The sequence below is a fragment of the Sphaerospermopsis sp. FACHB-1194 genome, assembly GCF_014696235.1.
Classification (GTDB): Bacteria; Cyanobacteriota; Cyanobacteriia; order Cyanobacteriales; family Nostocaceae; genus Sphaerospermopsis; species Sphaerospermopsis kisseleviana.
Genome location: NZ_JACJPU010000046.1, coordinates 17,556 through 43,786, shown reverse-complemented (window position 1 = coordinate 43,786; position 26,231 = coordinate 17,556). Strand labels below are relative to the sequence as shown.

Here is a 26,231-nt window from a genome sequence, read left to right as displayed (position 1 = left end):
TCTAAACGCTGCAATTAATTTATCGCGTCTGGCTAAGGCGTGAAAGTCTACTGAGGGATAACTGCTCCCATGCTCCCGTTGAAGTAGAAAGTAAAGTCTAGTTTTGTCTAGGTTTTATATAGCAGATAGTTCGGATACTGCATCACTCAAGAGATATTAATAGTCAATTTACAACTGATAACTAAACTATTCTTTCCGGCTTTGCCATATCCCACATACCACCCCGCAAGCTATATAATAATGATTATCATTTTAGAAAAGCAGTAATTTTAAGGTTGTATGCTGTCTGCAAATTCAAATACTGATCAGTCATTAAATTTGGTTCAGCGTCCTCGTCGTTTGCGACGGACCGAAACCCTACGGAACATGGTCAGAGAAACCACACTCACAGTAGATGACTTGATCTATCCCATGTTTGTGATGACTGGGGAAGGACAAAAAGTAGAAATTCCTTCCATGCCGGGATGTTATCGTTATTCTTTGGATCTGCTGTTAAAAGAAATTGCCGAAGTGTCACAATTGGGAATTGGTGCGATCGCTCTTTTTCCAGTTATCCCAGAACACCAAAAAGACGACACAGGAACAGAAAGCTACAACCCAGAAGGTCTAGTACAAACAACCGTCAAAGCTATCAAAAAAGCCGTTCCCGACATCATCGTTATTACCGATGTCGCCCTTGATCCCTTCACCACACACGGTCATGATGGTTTAGTAGATGAAAACGGTGTTATTTTGAATGACCCCACCGTAGAAGTGTTGGCAAAAATGGCACTTTCCCAAGCTCAAGCCGGCGCTGATTTTGTCGCTCCTTCTGACATGATGGATGGTAGAGTCGGGGCAATTCGTCAAGCTTTAGATGCAGAAGGTTATATCAATGTCGGTATTTTGGCATACTCGGCAAAATACGCATCAGCCTATTATGGACCATTCCGAGATGCTTTAGATTCCGCGCCGAAATTTGGCGATAAAAAAACCTATCAAATGGATGCTGCTAACGCTAAAGAAGCTTTAAAAGAAGTGGAGTTAGATATTGCGGAAGGTGCAGATATCGTCATGGTAAAACCTGCCCTAGCTTATCTAGATATTATCCATCAAGTCAAAATCAATACTAACTTACCAGTAGCAGCATACAACGTTAGCGGCGAGTACGCAATGATCAAAGCCGCAGCCGCTAATGGTTGGATAGATGAGAAAAAGGTAATTTTAGAAACCTTAACCAGTATGAAACGGGCTGGTGCAGATTTAATTTTAACTTACTTCGCCAAAGAAGTGGCTTTGATGTTGATGTAATTGGGGACTGGGGACTGGGTAATCAATTTTATTTTTCTCAATTACCATTTACCATTTACCAAATATGAATTATGACTAAAGTTACTGAAAAAATAGACTTAGCAATTATCGGTGCTGGACCTCATGCACTGACTTTAGTTGCCCATCTCTTGCAAAAACGCCAATCTATAAAAGGTAAATTCGCTGTATTTGATCCTAGTGCTTCATGGTTGAGTCGCTGGAAACAGCAATTTGCAGCTTTGGAAATTCCCCATTTGCGATCGCCAGCAGTGCATCATCCCCACCCTAACCCCTTTGCTTTAAGGAAATTTGCTGAATCTCGTTCTCTGGAACTCTTTCCCCCCTACGACTTACCCGGCACTCAACTATTTGCGGATTTTTGCCAGGATATCATCGCCGAACGACAGTTACAGGATCAGGTAATTCCTTTAGCTGTAACCAGCATTAAACCCCTTTCAGATCATTTGCGTCCTCAATTTCAATTAGGGCTGTCAGACGGAAAAACCGTAACTGCACGGAGGGTAGTGTTAGCAACCGGTAGCGGTAAAATTAACATCCCTGATTGGGTCAATCAAATTAAAACAGAGTATCCTCAAGATAGACTCAGCCATTCTCACACTGTAGATTTACGGAAATATCATAGTTTAGCAGGTCAAAGAGTTTTAATTGTCGGTGGTGGTTTGACAAGTGGACATTTAGCTGTAGGGGCTATTTCTCGTGGTGCAAAAGTCCATTTAATGCTGCGAAGACAATTATCAGAAAAACTATTTGACGCTGCACCAGGTTGGTTAGGACCCAAATATCTCAAAGGATTTTTTGAGCAAAATTGGCAACAACGCTGGACACTCATTCAACAAGCTAGAAACGGTGGTTCAATGACTCCGGCAATAGCGACCCAACTTCGTAAAGAGAAGCATCGTGGTAATATTATCATTGATGAAAACTGTCAAATAGTCAAAGCAGAATGGTTAAGTAATAACTGGCAAGTAGAATGTGATAACGGTAATATTTACAACTTTGATTATATCTGGTTAGCCACAGGTACTAAATTTGATGTCACCACCGAACCCTTACTACAGGACATTTTAGCCACCTATCCCATCCAAATAGTCAACGGTTTACCTGTGTTAGATACTTATCTGCGTTGGCCTGGTTGTGAATTATTTATCATGGGTGGTTTAGCAGCATTACAAGTAGGACCCACAGCTAGAAACCTATCCGGTGCAAGAATGGCCTGTGAAAAAATCGTTCCGGCAATAGTTAAACCTAGTGTAGCTTTTTCACCTAGTATTACAGAAATTAAAGCCAGCTAATACAATTTTGGATTTTAGATTTTGGATTTTAGATTGGAATAAATTCAATATCATCCAAAATTCTGCCTCCTGCCTCCTGCCTCCTGCCTCCTTGCTGTATTGTTCCAAAAAAATAAACTTCAAACTTAGTAACATTCAGACCTTTTTGCGCTAAACTGATAACGATTCTCATTTTTTTGCTATGGTCAGTTCATTAACCCAGTCCCAAGACAGCTTAAACGAGCAAGATAGCGACAAACTTACACGCATTCGCCATACAAGCGCCCATATTATGGCAATGGCGGTACAAAAGCTATTTTTAGGAACTAAGGTAGCAATTGGACCTGTCACAGAAACAGGATTTTACTACGATTTTGATTGTCCAGTCAGCATCACTAGCGATGACTTGGCAAAAATTGAAGTGGAGATGAGACGGATAATAAAAGCTAATTTACCTATTATCCGCGAAGAAGTAGAAAGAGCAGAAATTCGCGCCGAAATTACCGAATTAAATGAACCCTACAAATTAGAAATCTTAGAACGCATTCCCGCATCAGAAATTATCACACGTTACTTTATTGGTACTCCTGAAATTGCCAACTCAGAACCTTCATTGTTTGTCACAGATATTAAACCTACTAATAATTGTTGGTGGGACTTGTGTGCAGGACCCCACATTAACTTTACCGGAGAAATTGATGCTAATGCCTTTAAATTATTAAATGTTGCTGGTGCTTATTGGCAAGGGGATGAAACCAAACAGCAACTACAAAGAATTTATGGTACAGCTTGGACAACAAAAGTTGAACTAGAAACTTACCTACAACAAAGAGAAGAAGCACTGCGTCGAGATCATCGAAAATTAGGTCAAGAACTTAATCTATTTAGTATTCAAGAAGAAGCTGGAGGGGGCTTAGTATTTTGGCATCCCAAAGGTGCAATTATTCGCTACATCATTGAAGATTACTGGCGCAAATCTCATCTAGAATCTGGTTATCAACTATTATATACTCCTCATGTAGCGAATCTCGATTTATGGAAAACATCGGGTCATTTTGACTTCTATCAAGAGAATATGTTTGACTCGATGGATGTGGAAAATCAGGCTTATCAAATTAAGCCCATGAATTGCCCTTTTCATGTTCTAACTTACAAACATCAACTCCATTCCTATCGAGAATTACCATTAAGATGGGCAGAATTAGGAACAGTATACCGCTATGAACGCTCTGGAGCATTACATGGTTTAATGCGAGTGAGAGGCTTTACTCAAGATGATGCTCATATTTTTTGTTTACCCGAACAAATTGCCGAGGAAATTTTAGGAGTTTTAAATCTCACTGAGAAAATTTTATCAGACTTTGGCTTTAAACAATATGAAGTTAATCTTTCCACCCGTCCAGATAAATCAGTAGGTAATGATGACGTTTGGGAATTAGCAACCACAGCACTAGAACAAGCTTTAAATGCTAAAGGTTGGAATTATAGTATAGACGAAGGAGGCGGAGCTTTTTATGGACCAAAGATAGACATTAAAATTAAAGATGCGATCGGTCGTTTATGGCAATGTTCCACAATTCAGGTAGATTTTAATTTACCCCAAAGATTCGAGATGGAATATATAGCATCCGATGGTAGTCGTCAACAACCTATCATGATTCATCGGGCTATTTTTGGTTCTTTAGAACGCTTTTTTGGCATTTTAATCGAGAATTACGCAGGTGATTTTCCCCTATGGTTAGCACCTGTACAACTGCGGCTTTTACCTGTAAGTGATGATTGTCGAGAATATGCAACATCCGTAGCAAATGATTTACAAAAAAGCGGATTTAGAGTAGAATTAGATAGAAGTGGGGAGCGTTTAGGTAAACAGATTCGCACAGCAGAACTAGAAAAAATTCCTGTTGTTGCTGTAGTTGGTAAGAAGGAAGTAGAAAACAAAACTTTGAGTGTCAGAAGTAGAAAATCGGGAGATTTAGGGGTTTTGAATTTAGCTGAACTTGTCAAGTATTTACAAAACAGCTTAAATTTGACAGGCGGTTAATTTTTTTGATTAATTTCAAACATCAACATTTTCAATTCACAAGGTTTAAATATGAATACTGTAACAGAATCAACTGTAAATACAATTCCAGCTATTCCCAAAACAGGAATGCCTGTCACTATCATTACAGGATTTTTAGGTAGTGGGAAAACTACTCTTTTAAATCAAATTCTCCAGAATAAACAAGATTTAAAAGTGGCAGTTCTCGTCAATGAATTTGGTGATATTAATATTGATAGCCAATTGCTAGTTTCTGTAGACCAAGATATGGTAGAACTCAGCAATGGTTGTATATGCTGCACCATTAATGATGGTTTAGTTGATGCAGTGTATAGAGTTTTAGAACGAGAAGAACGCATTGATTATTTGGTAATTGAAACTACTGGAGTAGCAGATCCTTTACCCATAATTTTAACTTTTTTAGGAACAGAACTCAGAGATTTAACTAATCTAGATTCAATTATTACCGTCGTAGATGCAGAGACATTTGATCAACGACATTTTGAAAGTGAAGCAGCATTACAACAAATTACCTATGGTGATATTGTTCTGCTGAATAAAACAGACTTGGTGGACTTGCATAAACTGCGAGAAATAGAAGATTTTATCCATGATGTCAAGCAAGGTGCGAGAATTTTACATACTCAATTTGGTAAAGTTCCTCTACCATTAATTTTAGGTGTAGGCTTAACACCAAAAGATGAGTATATTACCGATGATGTAGAAGATACTCACGAACATCACCACCATGATCATGACCATCATCATGAACATCACCACCATGACCATGAACACCATGAACATCATCATCACTCCCACCATTTAGAAAATGATGGTTTTGTGTCAATCTCCTTTCAAGCAGATAAACCATTTGATGTCAATAAATTTGAGAACTTCCTAGTTGAAAAAATGCCACAGGATGTATTTAGAGCTAAGGGCATTTTATGGTTTAGTGATAGTGAGTTGCGCCATATTTTTCAACTCAGTGGACCTCGTTACAGTTTAAATGCTGATGACTGGAAAACAGCGCCTAAAAATCAGGTAGTTTTCATTGGCAGAAAATTGGATAAAACTGAAATTTATACAAAACTTAACAATTGTCTGCTATGATAAATAAGTGTTAAAAAATTGCCCAAAACAGTTAATAGTGATTTCTAAGGATGATACCCAGATCCCCCACTTCTGCGATCAATTCACAATTTATTAACACGACAATAAAAGAAGTCGGGGATCTTATCACTCTATTAACCAACAAATAATTTATCAAATCCAAAGCAAACAATGACTTTATCAATTAGTCCCGTTCTCAATTCTGCTGATCAAGTTGTGTCATCTTTATCCACTCAGCAACAACCCCAAGTTACAGAAGCAGAAATGATGCAAGCTGTCAGAACATTGCTGATTGGACTAGGAGAAAATCCTGACCGGGAAGGGTTGAAAGATACTCCTAAAAGAGTCGTCAAAGCCTTACAATTTCTTACCAAAGGATATCATGAATCCTTAGATGAACTGTTAAACGGAGCAGTGTTTACAGAAAATGCGGATGAAATGGTATTAGTGCGAGATATTGACATTTTCAGTTCTTGCGAACATCACATTTTACCAGTCATTGGCCGCGCTCATGTTGCTTACATTCCTAATGGTAAAGTCATTGGTTTATCAAAAATTGCCCGTATTTGTGAAATGTATGCAAGACGTTTGCAAGTTCAAGAACGTCTGACTTTACAAATAGCTGACGCACTGCAAGGTTTACTCAAACCCAAAGGAGTTGCAGTAGTGATAGAAGCAACTCATATGTGTATGGTAATGCGTGGTGTGCAAAAACCCGGTTCTTGGACTGTCACCAGTGCAATGCGTGGTGTATTTTCAGAAGATGCACGCACCCGTGAAGAGTTTATGAATTTAATTCGACACAATGCTAATTTTCACTAAAGTTAGGTGACAGGTGACAGGTGACAGGTGACAGGTGACAGGTGACAGGTGACAGTGAAGAAAATATAAAACAAGTTCTTTTATATTCATTCCTGACTCCTGACTCCTGACTCCTGCTGTAATTAAGTAATTAATTTATTCATGATTTATTAGATATGATTCTCCCATCTGAAATGATTAGAAACTTAAAATTTAACTCCCAAGGTTTAATTCCTGCGATCGCTCAAGATTACCGTGATGGTACTATATTAATGATGGCTTGGATGAACGCCGAATCAATTCAAAAAACCTTAGCCACAGGTGAAGCTCATTATTGGAGTCGTTCCCGTTCTGAATTATGGCATAAAGGGGCAACATCTGGACATATTCAAAAGGTAAAAGAGCTTTTTTATGACTGTGATGGTGATACAATTCTCATCAAAATTGAGCAAATTGGCGATATTGCCTGTCATACTGGTGCAAGAAGTTGTTTCTTTAATGCTGTAGAAATTCTGTTTCCTCAAACATAATTTTAATTATCATTCTAATTATAATTCTAATTCTAATTCTAATTGCTCATGAATATACCAAGCATTACCGTTGTAGCTGGATTATCTGGAACTGGAAAAACTACCTGGATTCGTCAACAAATCAGAGAAATCAAACCTTCTGAAAAATTTGAGAAATTAATTTATTTCAGTCCAGGAACAGGAAACGTATTAATTGATCATAGTTGTATAGCATCTGAATTTCCAGGAATTAAAGTTTTTGGGGATAATCAAGAAATTGAATTTATTCATCACATCCCAGAAGCGAATCATATTTATATAGAATTAGGTTCTTATCTAGAATTATCAACAATATCCCAAATATTAGATAATCTCAATTATCGTGCAGTCGCTATTTTACCACCCAATGATCAAAACTCAGAATATCATACATGGACTGAAGAAATTTTCTATGGCGCACCTGTGGAAATAATCCACATAGAAAATATTTGGCGCGTGTGTACAACCGGTCAAGTTATTGATGAAAATAGTTTAGAAGATTTTTGGTATGAAATAACTCATGGTGCTTATGGTGAAGTTGTCCGCGCTAAGGGTATTTTTGATGTCAATGATGGACGTTATATATATTGTGATTTTGTCGCTGGTGTTCCCCAAACAGAGTTTTTAGAATTAGATTTACCCAGATATTTAGAAGGTAGACCACAGCGTTTTAGTGGCTTAGAAATATCAGGTACAAATTTAGATGAACCAGCATTAAAATCAACATTATCAGATTGCTGTTTATCTGATTATTTAATTTCCCAATATCAACAACAAGTCAAACAAATTTTATTAGAAGGTCAAGCAGTATGAAAATAGCAGTCATGTCATGTATTCATGGTAATAATGAAGCCTTAAATGCTGTATTATTAGATATCGACCAACAAAAAGCAGAAAAAATATTTTGTGTAGGTGATTTAGTGGGATATGGACCCTATCCCAATGAAGTTGTTAACAAAATTCGCTCTTTAGATATTCCGACCTGTATTGGTTGTTGGGATGAAGATATAGTCGAAGGTTTGAATGCTTGTGATTGTAGTTATCCTTCATTATTAGCAGAAAAAAGAGGAATCCAAGCTCATGAATGGACGAATAAAGAAATTACCCCAGAAAACCGCGAATTTTTAGCCAATTTACCTTACAGTATGCAATGGGGAAATTTAGCTTTTGTTCATGGTAGTCCTCATAGTAATCATGAATATTTATTACCAGAACTTGATGCTTTTGTCGCTTTAGAAAGGGTTATTTCTACAGGTGCAGATGTGCTGTTTTGTGGACATACTCATGTCCCTTATGTGAGAACTTTAGATGCGGGTAATTTACAGGTACGGGTTGATATAGATAGTCATAAAAAATCACAAAAAATTAGTTTTACATCTCCTATAAAGAGAATTATTAATGTTGGTTCAGTAGGAGAACCGCGACATGGTAGACCGAATGCAACTTATGTCATTTATGATCAAAAAACTCAAGCAGTGACATTAAGAGAAGTTGCTTATGATTATCAAAAAACCTGTGCAGCAATTATTGAAAAAGGATTACCAAAAATATTTGCTTGGCGTTTAGCAAATGGTTTAGAATTTGCTGAAAGAGCAGATGATCCTACTCATGTTTGTACAAGGTGATTGGTGATTGGTGATTGGTGATTGGGGACTGGGGACTGGGGACTGGGGACTGGGGACTGGGGACTGGGGACTGGTGACTGGGGAAAAATATTTCCCTTCTGCCTTCTGACTCCTGACTCCTGACTCCTGACTCCTAATCTAAAATCTAAAATCTAAAATCAAACTATGTGGGTTATTTTGAGTGGAATTGAAGGTAATTTAGCAGCTTATGAAGCTGTGATGGCTGATATTAAGCGTCAACGTTATGTAGATGCTTTATATATTTTGGGTGATTTAGTTGGACCAACTAAAGAATCTGAACAACTGGTAGAAAGGGTAAAATCTCCCCGTCGTGGTGAGTTAGAACCAATGATTTGTAAAGGTTGGTGGGAAGAACAATGTTTAAATTTACATGGTTTAGGACCCTCTGGGGATAGTCCTGAGTTATTAGCAAAATATGGGGGTGATGCAGTCAAGATGTTATGGGACTGTGTTTCTCGTTCAACTGTACAATGGTTGAGAAGTTTGGATTTTGGTTTTTTTGAATTAGATTGTTTATTAATTCATGGTTCATCTCTTGGTGTGAGTGATGAACTGACTCCAGAAACTCCCCCGGTTCAAATGTTAGATAGACTCTCAAGAATGCAAGCAAATAATTTGTTTTGTGGTCGTTCTGGTTTAACTTTTCAATATCAGTTACAAGGGGGTTCTGTTATGAGTGAAATTACCACTCTTGACAGTAAAATTTCTCCGCAAACGGTAACAGTTTCACCCCGTCAAGTGATTGGTGTGGGAAATGTGGGACGTATTCCTGGTCAAGCAACTTATACTATTTATCATCCTGGTTCTCATAAAGTGGAATTTAAAACTGTTTATTATGGGAATAAAAAAGGATTTCAAAATTAATCTAGTGCATTTTATCTGAGTTGAGTTACACACGGTTAGGGAGGATTTACTTCCAAAAGATAAAAGATGTAAATTCATTCCGCTTCCAGTTTTCCACCTGTTTGCTAACTGCTAAATGCTGACAATTAAATCAACATCCCTGCAATACCAGCAGTAATAAAACCTGAAAGTAATCCCCCAATCATAGATTTAACACCCATCCGCGCTAAATCATGTTGACGCTTAGGAGCCATACCAGTCATACTACCAATAGTAATCCCAATTGTGCCAATATTAGCAAAATTACATAAAGCATAAGTAGCAATAATTATAGAACGTTGGGAAATTTGCTCTTGCTTAATCAGTTCACTTAAATCTAAATATGCCAAAAATTCATTTAAAATCGTCTTTTTTCCCAATAAAGCCCCGATTTTACCACAATCAGCCCAAGGTATACCCATCAACCAAGCAACGGGAAACATAATAAAAGATAACATCCATTCTAAGGATAATTGCGGTAAACCTACAAGCGTTCCCAACCATCCTAACAAGGCATTTACAGCAGCCAGTAAACCCAAAAAGGCAATAATCATTACACCCACATTCACCGCTAACTTAACACCATCAAGCGCCCCAGTGGTTGCTGCGTCAATGACATTGACAGAATTACTCTTTGTTTCCACATTGACTTTACCAGCAGTTTCCGATACTTCTGTTTCTGGATAGATTAACTTTGATACCATTAAAGAAGTAGGAGCAGTCATAAAAAAAGCAGCTACTAAATGTTCTGCGGGAATACCGAAAGAAAGATAAGCACCTAATACGCCACCGGCGATAGTCGCAAAACCACCAGTCATCACCGCAAATAGTTCTGATTGAGTCATGTTTGCTACATAAGGCTTAACCATTAACGCCGCTTCTGTCGGACCTAAAAAGATATTACCAGCGCAGGATAAAGATTCAGAACCCGATGTTTTCATGGTTTTCATCATTACCCAGGCCAAGGTACTGACTACCCTCTGTAAAATACCATAGTGATATAAAACACCAATGAATGAAGAGAAAAAGATGATCGTTGGTAAAACTTGAAAAGCAAAAAAATGATCTTTGAAATTTTCACCAAAGACAAATTTAGCACCGACATCAGAAAAAGCTAAGAAATTACCGATAATATCCCCCAAAGATTTAAAGACTTTTAAACCCCAAGAAGTTTTAAGAATTACCAATGCTAAAATAAATTCTAAACCCAAACCCCAAGCAATTGTTCGCCAACGCACAGCATGACGGTTAACAGAAATTGCATAGGATATACCAATAAATACTAAAATACCAAGTGCCGAAATAACCCTTTCCATGTTGATTCCTAAATAACATTCATAAAAATAGTAATCTTTTTAACGCTTTAAAACTCAATATAAGAAAATCTTGTGTTATGAGACTATTTGCGCTATTATGAGAATGATTCTTATTGCTGCTAGGCTGTAAAAATAAATCACAAGTAAATTATTAAACATTACAAAAAATAGTACAAATATAACTAAGTATTAATTATGTCCTTAAAAACAAAGATACAGGGTGAGTTTGAGCAGATTTGGGAGGGGATGTTGTCAGATTATGTAACAGCGATCGCCTGGTCATCCCAAGGTAAAATTCTGGCAGCGAGTTCAGCAGCAGGAGAAGTAGTTTTATACCATAGTCCAGAACAGCAATTAGTTAAATATTTAGTCAAATATTTAGTCAAATATTTACAAACCTCTGACGGAGAATCTATAAATAGCCTGGTTTTTTCCACAGATGGACAATTTTTAGCCGCAGGTGGACAAAATGGACAAGTAAAAATTTGGCGTTTACAGTCAGAGGAAGCAGAACTAATCACAGTTCTAGAAAATAACCGTACCTGGGTAGACCGCATGGACTGGAGTCCCACCAAAAATCAACTAGCTTTTAGCTGTGGTCGCTATGTCCAGGTATGGAACGCAGACACAGGTAACATAGAAACCACCCTGAATTTTGATACCTCCTCTGTCCAAGATATTACTTGGCATCCCAATGGTGAAAGTTTAGCCATTGCGGGTTATCAGAGTGTGAAATTTTGGATGTCCGCAAATTGGGATGATGACCCTTCTGTTATACCAGTAGATTCAACCAGTTTGGTGATACTGTGGTCAACAGATGGTAAATATATTGCTTCTGGGAATATGGATCGCTCGATCACGGTTTTGGAGTGGAATGACCCAAATCCTTGGGTAATGCGTGGTTTTCCTGGTAAAGTTCGCAATTTAGCATGGTCAGATACACCGACAAAATCAGGCGCACCTTTATTAGCTGCTTCCAGTGTAGAAGGGATAGTAATCTGGGAAAAAAATGCTGATAACTGGGATAGTAGAGTATTACCCAGACATGAAGGTAATATCCTATCAATTCAATTTCAACCCAATACCCATTTATTAGCTTCTGCTTCTGAAGATGGTAGCGTTTGTTTGTGGAATCAAAGTAAACGATTGCTACAAGTTCTTTATGGTGCTAACAACGGATTTTCCTGCCTTTCTTGGCATCCTCATGAATCTAAATTAGCATCTGGAGGTAAGAACGGTGAATTAATTATTTGGTCACCAGGCAGCAGGGGTCAAGGTTTCGGTAGGCGATAATCAGGGACATTGACAATCCCCTGCCTAAAGGCCTACGGTGTACACACAAGTGGTATCTGCAAGGGTTTCAGGCGTTATAGACCCCTGAAATTGTCATTACGAGCGCAAGTAATCACATAATCCTGTGGTTTTTGCGATCGCTTCGTTGTTCCTCCTCTGTGGGAGACTCAAATAAATCTCAAATTACGCTTCAACTCTTGTCATCAATTTATTCAACTTTGAAAAATATTAATGCGGATGGCGAGACTCGAACTCGCAAGGCAAAGCCACACGCACCTCAAGCGTGCGCGTATACCAATTCCGCCACATCCGCACGGTTGCCTAGAAAACCACTATAGCATAAAAAATTAATAATGAAAGATATTTTCCAAAATTTTTTCCAAATGTTTTAATCAGGGAATGGGTAATTGGTAATGGGTAATTAGCCCGGATTTCTCAGCAAAATCCTCAAACCCTTATAAAATATGGATTCTGGGTTTTTACACTGCGTCAAAAATCAACCCGGTGAAAAATGCCAGAAACCGTTTCCCTATAAGGATTATATAGATTGTGATCGCATTGTTTGTGAGAAATGCGGGATTAGGTGATTCATATTCCCAGTCACCAATCACCTATCACCAATCACCTATCACCAATCACCAATCACCAGTCACCTGATAAATTTATGAGAATTTACAGTAATGCGACAGCTTTATTTGAATGAGATGGGAGAAAATGTCAATCTACTGGTACTAATATCACAGCTAGAAAATGAAGTTTGACAAAATTTTAATTGCTAATCGGGGAGAAATAGCTCTTCGCATTCTCCGCGCTTGTGAAGAAATGGGAATTTCTACAGTTGCTATTCACTCTACTGTTGACCGAAATGCTTTGCACGTACAACTAGCTGATGAAGCGGTTTGTATTGGCGAACCAGCAAGCGGTAAAAGTTATCTGAATATTCCCAATATTATTGCGGCTGCGTTAACACGCGGTGCTACTGCGATTCATCCTGGTTATGGGTTTTTGGCGGAAAATGCCAGATTTGCGGAAATTTGTGCAGATCATCAAATTGCCTTTATTGGACCCACTCCCGAAGCAATTCGCTTAATGGGGGATAAGTCTACTGCTAAAGAAACCATGCAAAAAGCCGGAGTTCCCACAGTACCCGGAAGTGATGGGTTAGTAGAGACAGAAGCCGAAGGATTAGCGATCGCCAAAGAAATCGGCTACCCTGTCATGATTAAAGCCACCGCTGGCGGTGGAGGTCGGGGAATGCGGCTTGTCCGTTCCCAAGATGAATTTGTCAAACTTTTCCATGCAGCCCAAGGAGAAGCAGGAGCAGCTTTTGGTAATGCTGGCGTTTATATAGAAAAATTTATCGAGCGTCCGCGCCATATAGAATTTCAAATATTAGCGGATAACTACGGTAATGTAATTCATTTAGGTGAAAGAGACTGTTCAATTCAACGCCGTAACCAAAAGTTGTTAGAAGAAGCCCCCAGTCCCGCCCTTGACCAAGAACTGCGGGAAAAAATGGGACAAGCAGCCGTCAGAGCCGCCCAGTTTATCAACTACACTGGTGCAGGAACTATAGAATTTCTCCTCGATAAATCTGGTCATTTCTACTTTATGGAAATGAACACCCGTATCCAAGTTGAGCATCCAGTCACAGAAATGGTAACGGGTGTAGACCTGCTAGTAGAACAAATTCGCATTGCCCAAGGTGAAAGACTCAAATTAACCCAAGACCAGGTAATTTTAAGGGGTCATGCCATAGAATGCCGTATCAACGCCGAAGATCCAGATCATGATTTTCGTCCAGCACCCGGTAAAATTAGCGGTTATCTCCCACCAGGAGGACCAGGGGTAAGAATTGATTCCCATGTATACACAGATTACCAAATTCCCCCTTATTACGACTCTCTCATCGGTAAGTTAATAGTTTGGGGACCCGACCGCGCTACAGCAGTCAACCGTATGAAACGGGCATTAAGAGAGTGTGCCATCACCGGACTACCTACAACTATCCCCTTTCATCAAAAAATCATGGAAAACCCGCAATTTTTACAAGGTCAAGTTTATACCAGCTTTATCCAGGATATGAAATTACAGTGATTAGGGAACAGGGAACAGGGAACAGGGAATAGGGAATAGGGAATAGGGAATAGGGAATAGGAAAATGCAAAAGTTACAATTTTCATTTCTCCTGCCTCCTGCCTCCTGCCTCCTGCCTCCTGCCTCCTGCCTCCTGCCTCCTGCCTCCTGCCTCCTGCCTCCTGCCTCCTGCCTCCTGCCTCCTGCCTCCTACCTCCTGCCTCCTGCCTCCTGCCTCCTGCCTCCTAACTAACACGCGCCATCATGGTTAGTAATCCTTGCTGACCCAATAAAATTTCCCTAACTAAGCTGAAAATACCCACCCAAATAATCGGAGTGATATCAACCCCACCAATAGGAGGTACTACCTTTCTTAACAGCATTAAAAATGGTTCAGTTGGCCAAGCAATGAGATTAAAAGGTAAACGGTTAAGATTTGCTTGAGGATACCAAGTGAGAATAATGCGGAAAATAAACAAAAAAATCATCACACCCAACAAGGGTCCAAGAATCCAAGTAGTTAAGTTAACACCTGTCATAGCTTTAAGTTACCGTCTTTCCAAAAATCAACAAGTGGTAGTGTAATCTAGAAAATTTTAAGCTTTGTAAAGCCTTCTCACTCCCATCTTAACTAAATGCCGGCATTTTCTGGCCTCAGAAAATAATAGCTGAAAAGTTTTCTTGGCTTCTCAAGGAACTGATACACCATTAAAATTAAAATGAATTATGTAAAAAAAAAGGTTGAGAACTATGACACCCTCTTTAGCAAATTTTCTTTGGAGTCTCCTTTGGGGTACTGCTATTGTGGTCATCCCCGCTACTGTTGGTTTAATTTTCATCAGCCAGAAAGATAAAATCCAACGCAATTAAGCAATTGGGGACTGGGGAATGGGGAATGGTGACTGGAGACTGGGGACACTTCGACAAGCTCAGTGCATCGCTGGAGACTGGGGACTGGGGACTGGGTAATCAATTTGATATTTCCCAATCAACTATCAACTATCAACTATCAACTATCACCTTTTCCCCAATCACCAGTCACCTATCACCAGTCACCTATCACCAAAAATTGTAAACAGCTTCAGAGCTTATTTGCTAGATGCTTTGAAGCTTAAATATATTGTCAATAGTTAAAATAGTAATTTTAATTGTTAGCAATAATTGATGCTACAAGTCCCCGGATTAGTCCGTGTGGTAAATCCAAAATCCAAAATCTAAAATGCAAAATTAGATGACTCGCTAACATAGATGTGATATTGGGAAAAGAGCAATGATAAATTTTGGGCTGAACTCAGCCAGTGTTTTGGCTCAGGTAAATTTTGGGGCTAACTCAGCCAGTGTTCTAGGAATTTTCCTGGCTGTGGCTGGGGCAGCACTATATTTTCTTCGCACCGTGCGCCCGGAACTGTCACGAGATCAAGATATCTTTTTTGCGGCGGTTGGCTTACTGTGTGGTTTTATTCTCATCTTCCAAGGATGGCGACTTGACCCGATTTTGCAGTTTGGTCAGTTGCTGTTAGTTGGTTCTACTGTATTTTTTGCTGTTGAAAGTATTCGTCTGCGAAGTATTGCTACTCAACAAGCGAAACGCAATACTCCCATTGTGGATGATGAGCGAGAAGTCAGCAGAAAATATTCTTACTCTGATCGCCGTAATTATCAAGCGGAAATGGATGCCGATTTAGAACCGCTACCTTATTACGAAGAGGAAGAAGAAGAACGTCCCCCACGTCCCAGGATTCGTGGTAGCCGAGATGATCGTTCCAGCCGTGATAATTATTATGAGGAACAACCCCCACGACGAACAGAACGCCGCAGTAGCAGGGAAAAACCAGAAACAGCCGAAAGGAAACGTCGTCCGAGTTCTGGACGTTCCGTAAGTCTCAAGAGTGATAGTTTTGAACAAGAAAATTGGGGTTCTGTTTCTAAGGAAGTTGATGACTGGGAAAGTCCCCAAGAGGAAGTAAGAAAACCGTCACGTCGCAGTAATAACAGACCTCAACGCCCAGAAAGCCGTGAGGATGATGTTACACCTAGACCTAGAAAACGTCGTCCATCTGCTGATTCACCTTCTCGCAGAGAAAGGAATGAAGATGAGGCTATACCTACTGATTATGTACCATATAAACCTCTGGAAACTCCCAATGAGGATTCAGGTAATACCAATGACTTTGATGATGTTTAAAACATTTAGCTGATGGTAATTTCAAGGGCGACGGAAAGCGGTTGATGTGAAAAAATTTACATCTGTATTGTGGCTCCAAAAGCGTATTCGTTGGAGCCTAATTTTTAGCCTCAGTGGGTTGCTTGTGTCTTGTGGTGCTGGTGAGATTCCGGTTGGGGTTTATTCTCTAAACAGTCGTTATACTGAGGAACAACCGGCTTTGAGTGGCAACGGACGCTTTTTGGCCTTTGTCTCTAATCGTAATGGTAATCAGCAATTGTTGATGTACGACTTGGAAACCCAAAGTTTTATTCCCACTCCCAGTTTAAACCGACGAGAAACTGTTGCTGAAAGTCCCAGTCTCAGCTACACAGGTCGTTATATTTGTTACCTCACGAGTGACCAAGGTAGACCAGTGATAGCACTTTATGATCGCGCTATGAAACAATCACAAATCATTACTCCTACCTATCGCGGCTGGATCAGAAATCCTCATATCAGTCCTGATGGACGTTATATAGTGTTTGAATCTGCCAGTCGTGGACAATGGGATATTGAAGTTTTAGACCGAGGACCCACTGTAGAATTAGATATTCCTAATGGTGCAACGGTGACTGGTGATAGGTGACTGGTGACTGGTGACTGGTGACTGGTGACTGGTGACTGGGAAAAATAACTAATAACTAATAACTAATGACTAATAACTAATGACTAATGACAAATTACTTTTATTTTTATTATTAAGTTCAACTTTGTTAACTGGGTGTTTCGGTTATCCGCGTATATTAAGTTATCCCTTTGATCTCGGTGGTCGCGGTTTAAACAGTTCAGCTTCGGAGTTAAATCCGCAAATTTCGGGCAGATATATTGTTTTTACTACTAATCGTCGCGGTAGCCAGGATATTTATATGTTTGATACTGTTACACGAAATCTAGTAGATTTACTAGGTTTAAATTCTTTTGATACTATTGCTGATCATCCTTCTGTGACTCAAGATGGTCGTTTTGTGGTTTTTGCTGGGAGTCGTCAGGGGCGCTCCTTTATTTTTCTTTATGATCGAGAAACTCGACAATCCAGAAATTTAACTGCTAATCTGCAAGCAGAAGTCCGCAATCCTACAATTAGTGCTGATGGTAGTAGAATTGCGTTTGAGTATAGCAATAATGGGCAATGGGATATTTTACTGTATGACAGGTTTGGACAAAAATTGAATATCCCCCAAGACCCAAGGTAATTGATAATTGATAATTGATAATTGATAATTCGTAATTATAAATTACTACCCAATCACCAATCACCAATCACCAATCACCAATCACCAATCACCAGATTTAACTGATTCAATGAGCGATCGCACTTGTTGAGTACCTTCTGAGGGTTCAAAGGAGAGGGGAAATTTACCCCTGACTAACATCCGTAAACCCAGAGGTGCAAGACTAAGTAATCCTTTTAAATCACGGAAATAATTACCAACTACTTGGATACCAAATTGACGTTCATCAATCCAACCACCTGCTTTAACTAGCTCAACCAATACTTTGCGGTGACGAATGGAACGGCTATCACTGGCTTTTTTGCGGTCAAGAATTTCTTGTTTAATTTTGGTAATTTGTTCTAATGGTGCAACTTCCATTGGACAAACAGAGTCGCAATAAAAACAACGAGTACAACCCCAAACACCTTTAGTTCCTTCGTTGTAATTTTCCAAGCGATTTTCTTGGTTACTATCGCGGGAATCTGCCACCATGCGGTACGCTTTGGCGAGAGCGTGGGGACCTACAAAATCGGAATTAACTTCACGGGCGTTGCATTCTGAATAACAAGCACCACACATAATACAATTACCTGTTTGATCGAGAAGCGATCGCTCTTGTGGTGTTTGCAAAAATTCTTTTTCTGGTACTTGTCGCGCTGCTGTACTGACATAAGGTGCAACCGCTTCTAAATTATCCCAAAAACTACTCATATCTACGACCAAATCCTTAATCACGGGCATATTTCCCAAAGGAGCGATCGTGATTTCATTAATGGTATGATTATGGTTTGTCGATAATGAAGATGATGAAATTTTTTGCAATCTAGCTAGTTCGCTGCCAACATTTTCTTTACAGGCTAAAGCTGAACGTCCATTAATTCGCATAGCACAGCTACCACAAATAGTATTGCGGCAATTTTTGCGAAATGCTAAAGTTCCATCCTGTTCCCATTTGATCCGATTTAGGCAATCAAGTATTGTATTACCTGGTTCTACCTGTAAAGGATAAGTTTGGACAACAGGGTGAGAGTTTTGCTGCTGGCGAATAATCTTAAAAACAACTTCCATATATTACCAACCAAATTCTAAAAATTGCCTTACCTGCTGCCAAAATAATGAGTACAAGCAGGTTGTTGTGAAAAATTAGCCCGTTATTTAACTTCAGTGGCTAATAAGCTGATGCTGAAGGCGCTTATGATTCCAGTTCAAGGATAACCATTAAAATTTTAGTTGTAGAAGTGCAGTCAGTGAAATTTATCGAAACAATCGAGTCTCAAAACGGACTTCATTCAAAGTTGTGGGAGGCGTGATAAATCCCCGTGACAAAAACCGCCTCCAGCAAAGCGACCTCCTGGTTTTGTGAACTGAGCAGTATTAGCAGGTGTTTAACATAGCGATGTGTTTACCTGAGCAAATGCAGCTTAGGCATGGAAGTTCAATTTGTCAAATATTTTTTTGCTTTTCTCTGACAAGAGGTGAGGGATATACCCTTCACTGGTTTATCCTCTACACTTGAGACTTCTTTAGTTTAGTCCTGTTTGTAAAAAGTCTTCCAGTAATAGCGAAATAAAAATTTTTTAAATATATAGAAGTGTTAAAGCGGCGGACAATTATTTGGTTATGGCTATCAAGCAAGGGATAGATGTGGTAAATTGATTCTTCCCCTAGACAGACGTGGAGAATAATCGGCGATATTTTCCCTGCTCCTAATAAACAGGGTGAAAAATACCAGGGGCTTTTTGTCTGTTCTCCATCAAGAAAACCTAGATTTAAGTCACTCACTCAAAACATCTCGCCTAATTATATAAACTTTTATAAAAGTCTTGACTCCATACTCATGAGACCATCAGTCCAGAGTAAAATCCTTACTCCTTTTTCTCTCCCCAACTCCAGTGATTTGAAAAAAAAATAATTTGCAAATTGTTTTTTAAATTCAACAAATATTTTGCTATTATTGGTTCATGATAGTATTTAATATGAAATTACGAAGTCACAAAACCAGTACCAAAGTCCGTACAAGTCCGGCTGCTACTGCTTTGTTGATTCGTAATGTAGAGACAAGAAAATTTGTGTCTCTATCGGCTGGACACAAGGGTGTATGTCTCTAAGACCATCAGCAAATACTATGCTGTCCTAAGCTGGAAATGACGAGTGGGTACAAACCTACAACTCAAGAGCAAGAAAGGCAAGCACTGAAAATGAAAAACCTGCAATTTATTGTATCTACAACTTTTTAGGAGTAGAACTAACCTGATTTGTAAAGGTGGCTTAAAATTACACCACTACACTAGCGCCAAAAGATTAAAATATTTTTCTTTCTCATGGCGAATGATGGTTAAAAATGCCGTACAATCAACGGAATAAAATTCTGTGACAACCATGATCTCTAATTGAATATGGAAAACCATATATAGAGATACTTGGGCTGATCATATCAGCAGGAATTCACACTTCACCCTCAAGTCTTCAGTAGCTCTGGACATTGGCTAAAAAGCCAAATGTAAAAATCAGGCTACATTGATGAACTGTTTCAAGAGATTAAGGAAATTTTGAACATAATGACAGAAACTGCAACCGCCCCATTAACAGGAAAAGCACTGCTGGCTAAAGTAAAAGAGCTTTCTAATTTACCACGCCGAGAAAGAGCGAAGCAGTGCGGCTATTACACCGTTACCAAGAATAATCAGGTGCGTGTAAATCTCACCGATTTTTATGATGCTTTGTTGTCAGCTAGAGGTATTCCTCTGAGTCCAGAATCTCCTAAAGATGGACGTGGTCGCGAACCGACATACCGGGTTAGTGTTCATCAAAATCGTCAAATCGTGATTGGTGCTACCTATACCAAAGCAATGGGTTTAAAACCTGGTGATGAGTTTGAAATTCGGTTAGGTTACAAGCATATTCACTTGATTCAACTTGGTGAAAGTGATAAAAAATTGACATCATCCGATGTGGAAGCTGATGAAGCTGATTTAGAAAATGAAGAGGAGGAATAAATTTCTCTGAGAGTAGGGGTAAGTTGTAAATAAATCTTTGCTTTCTTATCCCTACACCTCCCTACACCTACAAATAAATAGTATTTGTAGTTTAAAGGTTTGTTCATACAACAAAATAAGATTTGACATTTTGTATGCGTCACCAATTCTAGTAGAGTTTTGAAGGATAAGCAAGAACTCTCTGGGAGCTAGAAATCTATCGTGATTTTTTCGTCTGTTTTCTTTTCACTAATAGAGCCATCAGTCAATAATACATTACTGGCGTTGCTAAAAAATGCGCCAGTAGTGTTTTTTGTCATGGCTTTTTTTATGGTTTGGGTAGTATGTTGGTTGCCATTAGCAGCGATATCCGCCTTCATACTTAATTTGCAGCTTAATAAACCTTTACAGCCAGAGCAAAAAATTCCTTTATTGGTATCTCTCTATCTATTAGTACCTTTCATTCTCTGGGGAATTAATTGGTTAGGACTGGGGTCTTTTGCTAATTATGGCTTGGTGGGGAATATTTCTATTTTGCGTTCTTTGTGGCTGGGTTTGGGTTTAGGTGTGTTGGGACTGGTGATAGTGTTTACCTGTCAATTTTGGCTAGGTTGGTGCTATTTAGAAAAATCAAATATTAAATTAATTCCGGGAATTTTGCTACCAATTTCTTTGGTGGCTTTGTTTGTAGGTGGGATAGAAGAGTTGTTATTTCGGGGTTTTTTATTGATAACCCTGGAGAAAGACTACCCGATCTGGTTAGCAGCGATTATTTCTAGTTTGATTTTTGCCTTGCTGCATTTGGTTTGGGAACAAAAAGAAACGATACCGCAACTACCTGGGTTATGGCTGATGGGAATGGTTTTGGTATTGGCCAGGTTAGCTGATGGTGGTAGTTTGGGGATAGCTTGGGGACTTCATGCGGGTTGGGTATGGGCGATCGCTACCATAGATACAGCAGGATTAATAACTTATACAGGGAAAGTCTCTGAATGGGTTACAGGTAAAAACAAAAAACCCCTAGCGGGGTTAGCTGGGGTTCTCTGTGTTCTGGTAACAGGAGTAATTCTTTGGTGTTTTGTTGAAATTTAGGCATTGGGTAGGAAAAAACTAATCACCAATCACCAATCACCAATCACCAATCACCAATTACCAATCACCAATTACCAATCACCAATTACCAATTACCAATTACCAATTACCTAACCCCCAAAACCAGGAATTAAACGCTTGAGGGCGCGACCAGCCACATCACCATATCGCAATTCACCACAAAGGATTTTACCCATAGTTTGAGCGCCAGAGGGACGTTTAACACCGACTTTGTAGCCAATACCAGGGAAGCGATAAAATGCGCCAGCTAATTTTTGCGCCCAAGCCATTTCTGAACCCCATTGTTCATGAATAGCCTCAGTGTAGTTTTCCAAGGCGTTGATATCACCACTAAGCGCCTCATTAATGAATTGTGCGGCTAGGACACCGCTAAAAATTGAGGGGCGAATACCTTCTGCGGTAAAGGGGTCAACAACACAAGCAGCTTCACCGGCTAAAACAGCATTTTGGGTATGCAGTTTTTGATTACCATCCCATAAGGATATGGGATAACCATATTGTTTGCTGGTTTTAATATCTACATTAAAATATTTGGCATATTCATCCAAAATTTTTTTAAAGTCCTGGCGTTCGCCACCAATAAACGTTCCGACTCCGAGAGAGTAACCGTCAGCTTTGGGAAAATTCCAGATATAACCGTTTTTGACTAAACCAAACTCAAAGTGAATTGTGGATTTATTCTCTACATTTGCCGGAATTTCTGCTTCTAATGCTCCTGCTAAACGACGTTTCCGGTCTTTGAAACCTAGCCATTTGGGCATTGAACCTTTAACACCATCCGCAGCAATTAAGTAGCGACCTGTGACTTGTCCGTTAGCCGTGTTAACTTGCCAATAATCACTTTTAAATTCAATACCTGTAACTTCTGTATTGTCTCGTAATTCTGCCCCTTGTTTTTGAGCTTGTTGAACGAGAAAATGGTCGAATACATCTCGCCGCACCATCCAGACTGGTTCTTTGATGCCGATTTTGGCTTCTACAGGATCTTCGAGTTTCCAGGTAAAGCGCAGGGAGTCTACTTTAACGGAAATTGCAGGGCTAAAGTCAAAATCAAACCATTGAGCGATCGCTGGTGACACACCACCACCACAAGGTTTATATCTGGGCAGAGATGCTTTTTCTAAAACTAATACTGAGCGTCCCTGTTTGGCTAAATGATAAGCTGCTGATCCACCCGCCGGACCAGCACCAACAATGATACATTCGTACATAAATAAGGGAATAGGGAATAGGTAGGAGGCAGGGAGCAGGGAGCAGGGAGCAGGGGAGGTTAATAACCCCATCACCAGTCCCCAGCGATGCACTGAGCTTGTCGAAGTGTCCCCAGTCCCCAGTCCCCAATTTAGACGGTTGTAATGTCTTTTTCCTTCTCTGCCAGCAAGTCGTCGATTTTCGCTGTATATTTGTTGGTTAGTTTTTGTAGTTTATCTTGCTGATCTCGTGATTCGTCTTCGGAAATTTCCGCGTTTTTTTCCTGTTTACGAATTGAGTCAAGAGCATCACGACGGATATTGCGAATACCAACTCGACCTTCTTCGGCATACTTAGCAGCGAGTTTAGCAAATTCTTTACGACGGTCAGATGTCAAAGGTGGGATGTTCAAACGAATTACAGAACCATCATTGCTGGGGGTTAAACCGACATCTGACAAGGAGATTGCCTTTTCCACCATATTCAGACTCTTCTTGTCATAAGGCTGAATGAGAATGGTGGTGGCATCTGGTGTACTGATATTTGCCAGAGATTTGAGGGGGGTAGGATTCCCGTAATATTCTACTTGTACTTTATCTAGTAAGCTCGCATTGGCGCGGCCAGTGCGAATGGTGTTAAAAGCTCGTTGAGTAGCCTCAACGGTTTTTTGCATCGTACTTTCAGCTTCAGCTAATTTCACAAGAACCTCCCACAAGAGTGCCAATAGATTCTCCCATTACTGCACGGTGAATATTTCCTCGCGTTGTTAGGTCAAATACCAGAATGGGAATATTATTTTCTTTACACAAGGCAATTGCGGTACTATCCATGACTCGCAAATCTTCAGCCAAAACGTGGGCGTAAGTGAGGGTTGTGTAACGTTTGGCTTCAGGATAAATGGTGGGGTCAGCATCGTAGATTCCGTCTACTTTGGTGGCTTTAAAAATCACTTCTGCTTCTATTTCTGCTGCTCTTAATGCCGCAGTGGTATCTGTGGTAAAGAAGGGATTTCCTGAACCAGCACCAAAAATTACCACCCGTCCTTTTTCTAAATGACGGATGGCACGACGACGAATATACGGTTCTGCTAATTCTTGCATAGCGATCGCCGTTTGTACCCGCGTCTGTATTCCTATCCTTTCTAGCGAGTCTTGTAGCGTCATGGCATTCATTACCGTGGCAATCATTCCTATGTAGTCAGCGGTTGCTCTGTCCATTCCCGCTGATGCTGCCTTAACGCCTCTGAAAATGTTGCCACCGCCAACTACGATAGCGACTTGAACGCCAGTGGCTACCACCTCTGCCAACTCTTCGGCTATTCCCTTGACTACTTCTGGATCAATGCCATAGCCCATGTTGCCCATCAAGGCTTCACCGCTCAGTTTAAGTAAAACCCGTCGGTAATTCGTTCCCATGAAGTTACGTTTTATCAAATAAGTTGCAATTGCCTCCAATTTAAGATAACAGTACAGTGGCAATCTGTGTCTAGTTCTAGTTTATTTTCGCCATACTAATGGCGTTCCCAGTTGTGGGGTTTGTGCTGGCTGGATTTCTTGACCTTGAAATAAACAGGCGATCGCATTTCTTAAAAAATCTTGCCCGGTTGCTAATGGGTCTTGAGGGTGATCGTCAATTTGTCCTTCATAGCGCACAATCTCTTCATAATCAATTTAAAAAGCTGTAGGTGTGCTAACAGCACCAAAGCTACGAGTTACATCTTGTGTTGTGTCCCATAGGTAGGGAAAATTTAATTCATGGCGCTGGGCAAAAACTTTCATATCTAGGACTTACGCATTGACAGGATCAACCAAATATGAGGTATGGGTTTCGTCCATTTTAACGTGATTTTTTAATGATTTTTGAGCGATAGCGAAGCGCTGCTGCAAGCAGTTCGCTATTGATCGGAAGTTAATCGACAAAAGCCTGAAACGACGGATTTTCGTTTATGCACATCATGGTGAATTTGTACAGTGCGCAAGTCCTATTATATACTAATTGAGTTAGCGTAAATTGTAAAACTTCCTGAATTTACGATTTATGCTATTTTGAACATCCACAATGTTGGTTTTTGGGTAAATTTTCTGTAATAACCCTGTAAAGTATCATATACTTCTCTAATTCTCATGTAGTATGCCAAGCTCAAAATTCTAGGTTTGTCCTATGCTAGATATTTAAAATATGGGCAAAAATCTATTTAACATTAATTCTATTTAACATTTAATTTTGAGTTGTTTAGTGATGTAGGTGAAAAAGTGTTTTTTAGTGTTGTTATACCAACTTATAATCGGTTGTCAATTTTGCAGAAGTGCCTCCGCGCTTTAGAAGTGCAGAATTTAAAGGATACAACCCTTGTAGAAGGGTATGAGATTATTTTAGTAGATGATGGTTCTACAGATGGGACTTTAGACTGGTTAGCAGAAAATAAAGATGAGTTTCCTCATCTGCGGTGTTTTCAACAGGATCATGCTGGTCCTGCTGCGGCGCGAAATTTAGGGGTAGAAAAAGCTGCGGGTGATACGATTATTTTTATTGATAGTGATTTGGTGGTCTTGTCTAATTTCTTGCAAGCTCATAGTAATGCTTTATTGCAAGGAAGAGAGAAATTAGGAAACGACGCTTTTTTTACTTACGGTGCGGTAATTAATACTTGTAATTTTGAAAATCCCACTTCTGAACCTTATAAAATCACAGATTTTTCTGCGGCTTTTTTTGCTACGGGTAATGTCGCTATTCCTAAACATTGGTTAGAAAAAGCTGGTTTATTTGATACTGGTTTTCAACTTTATGGATGGGAAGATTTAGAGTTAGGTGTGAGGTTAAAAAATTTAGGTTTGCAATTAATTAAATGTCCTCAAGCTGTGGGTTATCATTGGCATCCACCCTTTAGTTTACAACAAATTGATAATTTAATTGATAAGGAAATTCAACGGGGTAGGATGGGAGTTTTGTTTTATCAAAAACATCCCACTTGGGAAGTGAAAATGATGATTCAAATGACTCTGTTTCATCGTTTGTTATGGGGTATGCTTTCTTTAAATGGTTTGTTTAATGAAAGAACTAGCGCCCCTTTATTGCAATGGTTGATTAATTTGGGTAAGCCGCAGTTAGCTTTGGAAATTGCGCGGATTTTTTTGAATTGGTATAATGTGAAGGGGGTTTATCAGGCTTATGGTGAGATGATGAATAAATGATTATTTCGCGCAAAGAGTCAAAGGCGCAAAGGCGCAAAGAAGA

27 protein-coding genes, 1 tRNA gene and 1 pseudogene are annotated in these 26,231 nt (G+C 39.5%); 19 read left to right on the top strand and 10 right to left on the bottom strand.

What is annotated here, in order from left to right; translation table 11 throughout:
* Positions 1 to 279 precede the first annotated feature (279 nt).
* Positions 280 to 1,290, top strand: a complete 1,011-nt coding sequence (gene hemB / locus H6F45_RS21315) for a porphobilinogen synthase (RefSeq protein WP_190348331.1) — start codon at positions 280 to 282, stop codon at positions 1,288 to 1,290.
* Between the two features lie 71 nt (positions 1,291 to 1,361).
* On the top strand, positions 1,362 to 2,603 hold the full coding sequence (locus H6F45_RS21310; protein WP_190348330.1) for an FAD/NAD(P)-binding protein: 1,242 nt from the start codon (positions 1,362 to 1,364) through the stop codon (positions 2,601 to 2,603).
* A gap of 28 nt (positions 2,604 to 2,631) precedes the next feature.
* Here the strand turns inward: H6F45_RS21310 and H6F45_RS21305 are convergent, their stop codons facing one another.
* Positions 2,632 to 2,775, bottom strand: a complete 144-nt coding sequence (locus tag H6F45_RS21305; RefSeq protein WP_190348329.1) for a hypothetical protein — start codon at positions 2,773 to 2,775, stop codon at positions 2,632 to 2,634.
* A gap of 9 nt (positions 2,776 to 2,784) precedes the next feature.
* Between H6F45_RS21305 and thrS the strand changes: the two genes are divergently transcribed.
* From thrS to H6F45_RS21270, 7 genes are all read left to right on the top strand, one after another.
* Positions 2,785 to 4,626 (top strand): threonine--tRNA ligase, encoded by a 1,842-nt coding sequence (thrS, locus tag H6F45_RS21300; RefSeq protein WP_190348328.1) that lies wholly within the window; start codon positions 2,785 to 2,787, stop codon positions 4,624 to 4,626.
* A 51-nt stretch (positions 4,627 to 4,677) separates the two neighbouring features.
* Positions 4,678 to 5,736 carry a GTP-binding protein gene (locus H6F45_RS21295; protein WP_096568199.1) on the top strand — a complete coding sequence of 353 codons (1,059 nt, stop codon included), beginning with the start codon at positions 4,678 to 4,680 and terminating at the stop codon, positions 5,734 to 5,736.
* Between the two features lie 171 nt (positions 5,737 to 5,907).
* Positions 5,908 to 6,558: a GTP cyclohydrolase I FolE gene (gene folE / locus H6F45_RS21290; RefSeq protein ID WP_190348327.1), complete on the top strand. Its 651-nt coding sequence runs from the start codon at positions 5,908 to 5,910 to the stop codon at positions 6,556 to 6,558.
* Positions 6,559 to 6,713: 155 nt separating this feature from the next.
* Complete coding sequence (gene hisI, locus H6F45_RS21285; protein WP_096568203.1) at positions 6,714 to 7,067, top strand: phosphoribosyl-AMP cyclohydrolase; 354 nt, start codon at positions 6,714 to 6,716, stop codon at positions 7,065 to 7,067.
* 48 nt (positions 7,068 to 7,115) lie between these two features.
* Positions 7,116 to 7,898 (top strand): GTP-binding protein, encoded by a 783-nt coding sequence (locus H6F45_RS21280; protein WP_096568205.1) that lies wholly within the window; start codon positions 7,116 to 7,118, stop codon positions 7,896 to 7,898.
* Positions 7,895 to 8,710, top strand: a complete 816-nt coding sequence (locus H6F45_RS21275; RefSeq protein WP_190348326.1) for a metallophosphoesterase family protein — start codon at positions 7,895 to 7,897, stop codon at positions 8,708 to 8,710. Before H6F45_RS21280 ends, H6F45_RS21275 begins: the two co-directional genes overlap by 4 nt.
* Before the next feature lie 165 nt (positions 8,711 to 8,875).
* A complete protein-coding gene (locus H6F45_RS21270) occupies positions 8,876 to 9,595 on the top strand; it encodes a metallophosphatase (protein WP_096568208.1) in 720 nt (239 codons plus the stop codon).
* A gap of 125 nt (positions 9,596 to 9,720) precedes the next feature.
* Here H6F45_RS21270 and H6F45_RS21265 read toward each other — a convergent pair whose 3' ends face one another.
* Positions 9,721 to 10,929: a NupC/NupG family nucleoside CNT transporter gene (locus H6F45_RS21265; protein ID WP_096568210.1), complete on the bottom strand. Its 1,209-nt coding sequence runs from the start codon at positions 10,927 to 10,929 to the stop codon at positions 9,721 to 9,723.
* Between the two features lie 195 nt (positions 10,930 to 11,124).
* Here H6F45_RS21265 and H6F45_RS21260 point away from each other — a divergent pair, with 195 nt between their 5' ends.
* Positions 11,125 to 12,222 carry a hypothetical protein gene (locus H6F45_RS21260; RefSeq protein WP_190348325.1) on the top strand — a complete coding sequence of 366 codons (1,098 nt, stop codon included), beginning with the start codon at positions 11,125 to 11,127 and terminating at the stop codon, positions 12,220 to 12,222.
* Positions 12,223 to 12,454: 232 nt separating this feature from the next.
* Here the strand turns inward: H6F45_RS21260 and H6F45_RS21255 are convergent.
* A tRNA-Leu gene (locus tag H6F45_RS21255) sits at positions 12,455 to 12,535 on the bottom strand.
* A 437-nt stretch (positions 12,536 to 12,972) separates the two neighbouring features.
* Here H6F45_RS21255 and accC point away from each other — a divergent pair.
* Entirely contained in the window at positions 12,973 to 14,319 is a 1,347-nt protein-coding gene (accC, locus tag H6F45_RS21250; protein WP_096568214.1) for an acetyl-CoA carboxylase biotin carboxylase subunit, read from the top strand.
* An 82-nt stretch (positions 14,320 to 14,401) separates the two neighbouring features.
* Here the strand turns inward: accC and H6F45_RS21245 are convergent, their stop codons facing one another.
* Positions 14,402 to 14,554 carry a hypothetical protein gene (locus H6F45_RS21245; protein ID WP_190348324.1) on the bottom strand — a complete coding sequence of 51 codons (153 nt, stop codon included), beginning with the start codon at positions 14,552 to 14,554 and terminating at the stop codon, positions 14,402 to 14,404.
* On the bottom strand, positions 14,544 to 14,837 hold the full coding sequence (locus H6F45_RS21240) for a YggT family protein (RefSeq protein ID WP_096568216.1): 294 nt from the start codon (positions 14,835 to 14,837) through the stop codon (positions 14,544 to 14,546). Before H6F45_RS21240 ends, H6F45_RS21245 begins: the two co-directional genes overlap by 11 nt.
* A gap of 211 nt (positions 14,838 to 15,048) precedes the next feature.
* On the opposite strand from H6F45_RS21240, the gene H6F45_RS21235 reads away from it, so the two are divergent.
* The 5 genes from H6F45_RS21235 (at position 15,049) to H6F45_RS21215 (ending at position 17,697) form a co-directional block, all read left to right on the top strand.
* Positions 15,049 to 15,168 (top strand): photosystem II reaction center X protein, encoded by a 120-nt coding sequence (locus tag H6F45_RS21235; RefSeq protein ID WP_096568218.1) that lies wholly within the window; start codon positions 15,049 to 15,051, stop codon positions 15,166 to 15,168.
* 25 nt (positions 15,169 to 15,193) lie between these two features.
* Positions 15,194 to 15,373, top strand: coding sequence for a hypothetical protein (locus tag H6F45_RS21230; protein ID WP_190348323.1), 180 nt, complete (start codon positions 15,194 to 15,196; stop codon positions 15,371 to 15,373).
* A 195-nt stretch (positions 15,374 to 15,568) separates the two neighbouring features.
* Positions 15,569 to 16,483, top strand: a complete 915-nt coding sequence (locus H6F45_RS21225) for a Ycf66 family protein (protein WP_137669202.1) — start codon at positions 15,569 to 15,571, stop codon at positions 16,481 to 16,483.
* Positions 16,484 to 16,529: 46 nt separating this feature from the next.
* Positions 16,530 to 17,090: a TolB family protein gene (locus H6F45_RS21220; RefSeq protein ID WP_096568222.1), complete on the top strand. Its 561-nt coding sequence runs from the start codon at positions 16,530 to 16,532 to the stop codon at positions 17,088 to 17,090.
* Positions 17,091 to 17,169: 79 nt separating this feature from the next.
* Entirely contained in the window at positions 17,170 to 17,697 is a 528-nt protein-coding gene (locus tag H6F45_RS21215) for a TolB family protein (RefSeq protein ID WP_137669201.1), read from the top strand.
* A gap of 81 nt (positions 17,698 to 17,778) precedes the next feature.
* Here the strand turns inward: H6F45_RS21215 and H6F45_RS21210 are convergent, their stop codons facing one another.
* Positions 17,779 to 18,786, bottom strand: coding sequence for a succinate dehydrogenase/fumarate reductase iron-sulfur subunit (locus H6F45_RS21210; protein ID WP_096568225.1), 1,008 nt, complete (start codon positions 18,784 to 18,786; stop codon positions 17,779 to 17,781).
* Positions 18,787 to 20,276: 1,490 nt separating this feature from the next.
* On the opposite strand from H6F45_RS21210, the gene H6F45_RS21205 reads away from it, so the two are divergent.
* Entirely contained in the window at positions 20,277 to 20,714 is a 438-nt protein-coding gene (locus H6F45_RS21205) for an AbrB family transcriptional regulator (RefSeq protein ID WP_096568227.1), read from the top strand.
* Between the two features lie 201 nt (positions 20,715 to 20,915).
* On the top strand, positions 20,916 to 21,785 hold the full coding sequence (locus tag H6F45_RS21200) for a CPBP family glutamic-type intramembrane protease (RefSeq protein WP_190348322.1): 870 nt from the start codon (positions 20,916 to 20,918) through the stop codon (positions 21,783 to 21,785).
* A gap of 110 nt (positions 21,786 to 21,895) precedes the next feature.
* Here H6F45_RS21200 and H6F45_RS21195 read toward each other — a convergent pair whose 3' ends face one another.
* The 4 genes and pseudogenes from H6F45_RS21195 to H6F45_RS21180 form a co-directional block, all read right to left on the bottom strand.
* Positions 21,896 to 23,017, bottom strand: coding sequence for a geranylgeranyl reductase family protein (locus H6F45_RS21195; protein ID WP_190348321.1), 1,122 nt, complete (start codon positions 23,015 to 23,017; stop codon positions 21,896 to 21,898).
* Positions 23,018 to 23,148: 131 nt separating this feature from the next.
* Positions 23,149 to 23,697, bottom strand: coding sequence for a ribosome recycling factor (gene frr / locus H6F45_RS21190; RefSeq protein WP_190348320.1), 549 nt, complete (start codon positions 23,695 to 23,697; stop codon positions 23,149 to 23,151).
* Positions 23,684 to 24,412 carry a UMP kinase gene (gene pyrH / locus H6F45_RS21185; protein ID WP_096568235.1) on the bottom strand — a complete coding sequence of 243 codons (729 nt, stop codon included), beginning with the start codon at positions 24,410 to 24,412 and terminating at the stop codon, positions 23,684 to 23,686. Before pyrH ends, frr begins: the two co-directional genes overlap by 14 nt.
* A gap of 81 nt (positions 24,413 to 24,493) precedes the next feature.
* A pseudogene (locus H6F45_RS21180) lies at positions 24,494 to 24,775 on the bottom strand (redoxin domain-containing protein); the annotation flags it as partial.
* A gap of 474 nt (positions 24,776 to 25,249) precedes the next feature.
* Here H6F45_RS21180 and H6F45_RS21175 point away from each other — a divergent pair.
* A complete protein-coding gene (locus H6F45_RS21175; RefSeq protein ID WP_190348319.1) occupies positions 25,250 to 26,188 on the top strand; it encodes a glycosyltransferase in 939 nt (312 codons plus the stop codon).
* The last annotated feature ends 43 nt before the right edge of the window (positions 26,189 to 26,231 follow it).